Source organism: Hydrogenophaga sp., from assembly GCF_036675665.1.
In the GTDB taxonomy this organism is placed as follows: Bacteria; Pseudomonadota; Gammaproteobacteria; order Burkholderiales; family Burkholderiaceae_C; genus Hydrogenophaga.
In genome coordinates, this window is the sequence record NZ_JAKFEO010000118.1 from 1 (window position 1) to 2,244 (window position 2,244).

At 65.6% G+C, this 2,244-nt stretch carries 3 protein-coding genes; all 3 read left to right on the plus strand.

The genetic code is table 11. From position 1 onward, the window contains the following. Positions 1-1,419: cbb3-type cytochrome c oxidase subunit I (locus V6M63_RS24430; protein WP_332746176.1), on the plus strand; the 1,419-nt coding region annotated here is incomplete at its 5' end. Between the two features lie 65 nt (positions 1,420-1,484). Continuing rightward, a complete protein-coding gene (locus V6M63_RS24435; protein WP_332746178.1) occupies positions 1,485-1,736 on the plus strand; it encodes a DUF2249 domain-containing protein in 252 nt (83 codons plus the stop codon). Positions 1,737-1,754: 18 nt separating this feature from the next. Next, complete coding sequence (locus V6M63_RS24440) at positions 1,755-2,225, plus strand: Rrf2 family transcriptional regulator (protein WP_332746179.1); 471 nt, start codon at positions 1,755-1,757, stop codon at positions 2,223-2,225. Positions 2,226-2,244 lie beyond the last annotated feature (19 nt).

Here is a 2,244-nt window from a genome sequence, read left to right on the forward strand (position 1 = left end):
GTGATCGGCCTGATGCTGCTGCAGATCGCCATGGGCGTGATCACAGCGCACTATGCCGTCGAGGGCCAGTCTTTCTTCGGCATGCCGCTGGCGCAGGTGCTGCCCTATGTGGTGAGCCGCACGGTGCACACGCAGGTGGGCATCTTCTGGATCGCCACCGCCTGGCTGGCCACCGGCCTGTACATCGCGCCGCTGCTGTCGGGGCGTGAACCCAGGCTGCAAAAGCTCGGCGTCGACGTGCTGTTCTGGGCGCTGATCGCCATCGTCGTCGGCTCCACCGTCACCGGCTGGCTGGGCACGCTGCAGCATCGCGGCGTCGACTTCAGCTTCTGGCTGGGCAACCAGGGCCTGGAATTCACCAGCATGGGCCGGGTGTGGCAACTGCTGCTGTTCGTGGGCCTGCTGTTCTGGGTCTTCCTGCTCGGCCGCGCGCTGTGGCCGGCGCTGAAGACGCCTTCGGAAACCCGCGGCCTGATCGCCATGGTGTTCCTGTCGGCCACCTGCATCGGCGGCTTCTACGCCACCTCGCTGACCTGGGGTCAGCACACCCACTATTCGATGGTCGAATACTGGCGCTGGTGGCTGGTCCACCTGTGGGTGGAAGGCTTCTTTGAAGTGTTCGCTACGGCCGTGGTCGCGCTGATCTTCACCCGCCTGGGTCTGGTACGCACCGCCAGCGCCAACCGCGCGATCATTGCCGAGACCATCGTCTTCCTGTTCGGTGGCATCCTGGGCACCCTGCACCACCTGTACTTCACCGGCACGCCGACCTCGGTGATCGCCGTCGGCGCGGTGTTCTCCGCGCTCGAAGTGGTGCCGCTGACCCTGATCGGCCTGGAAGCCCTGCAAACCTACCGGCGCTCGAAGGCCATGCCCTGGCTTGCCACGTACAAGTGGCCCGTCATGTGTTTCGTGGCCGTCGGCTTCTGGAACACCGTGGGAGCCGGCGTGCTCGGTTTTGCCCTCAACCCGCCGGCCTCGCTGTATTACGTGCAGGGCCTGAACATGACCGCTGCCCACGGCCATGCCGCCCTGTTCGGTGTCTACGGCATGCTGGGCATCGGCCTGATGCTGTTCTGCCTGCGCGGCCTGTATGCGCGCCACCTGCACGCCGACAACCTGCTCAAGCCCGCGTTCTGGAGCCTGAACATCGGCTTGGCGATGATGGTCTTCCTGTCGCTGCTGCCGGCCGGCATCTACCAGGCCTGGGCCAGCGTCAGCAAGGGCCTGTGGTATGCCCGCTCGCCGGAGATCGTCCACTCGACCGTGATGGAAACGCTGGTCTGGATGCGGGTGCCCGGCGACATCCTGTTTGCCATCGGCGCCGTGTTCCTCGCCTGGTATGCCCTGCGCCTGCTGCGTCGCCCTGCGGTGCAGCACACCAGCGGTATCGCAGCGGCAGCAACGGCAAGGCGCTGACCTCCCGCGAAGTGCCGGCCGGGCCGGCTCTTCGCTTGTTTGACACTATTTTCAGGAGTCTTTTCATGAGCGAGATCCAGCCACGCAACAACGTCCACGCCTTCGATGCACGCGGCGTGGCCAGGCGCTTGCGCCACGCGGCGATCTTCGGCGCCCTGCAAAGCCTCGATGCCGGCGAAACCATGCGCTTCGTCAATGACCACGACCCACTGCCCTTGCTCGCGCAATTGCAGCAGGCATTCGGCGAAGCGCTGGGCATCGACTATGTCCGGCGCGAGCCGGGAGAAATCGTCATCGACTTCCAGGTGCGCGGCTGAAACCTTACATTCACCCTTATGAAACTCACCGCCTTCACCGACTACAGCTTGCGTGTGCTGATCTACCTGGCCGCGCAGCCGCAGCAGCGCGCCACGATCGCCGAGATCGCAACGGCTTTCGATGTCTCCGAAAACCACCTGACCAAGGTCGTGCACTGCCTCGGCAAGAACGGCTGGCTGGCCAATGTACGCGGCAAGGGCGGCGGACTGGAGCTGGCGATGCCGCCGGAGCTGATCGGCGTCGGTGCGGTGGTGCGCCAGACCGAGGGAGTGGCTGTGGTGGCCGAATGTTTTTCCGACAAGGGCAACCACTGCTCGATCACCCGCGTCTGCCGGCTGCGCGGCGTGCTGGGCGAAGCGGTCGAGGCTTTCCACGCCGTGCTGGACCGCTATACCCTGGCCGACCTTGTCCAGAACCGGCAATCGCTCGCCAAGGTTCTCTTCATCGACCGGGCGGCGCCCGCGCCCGTGGCAAAGCGCGCCGCGTGAGCACGGGCCCCGTGGACAC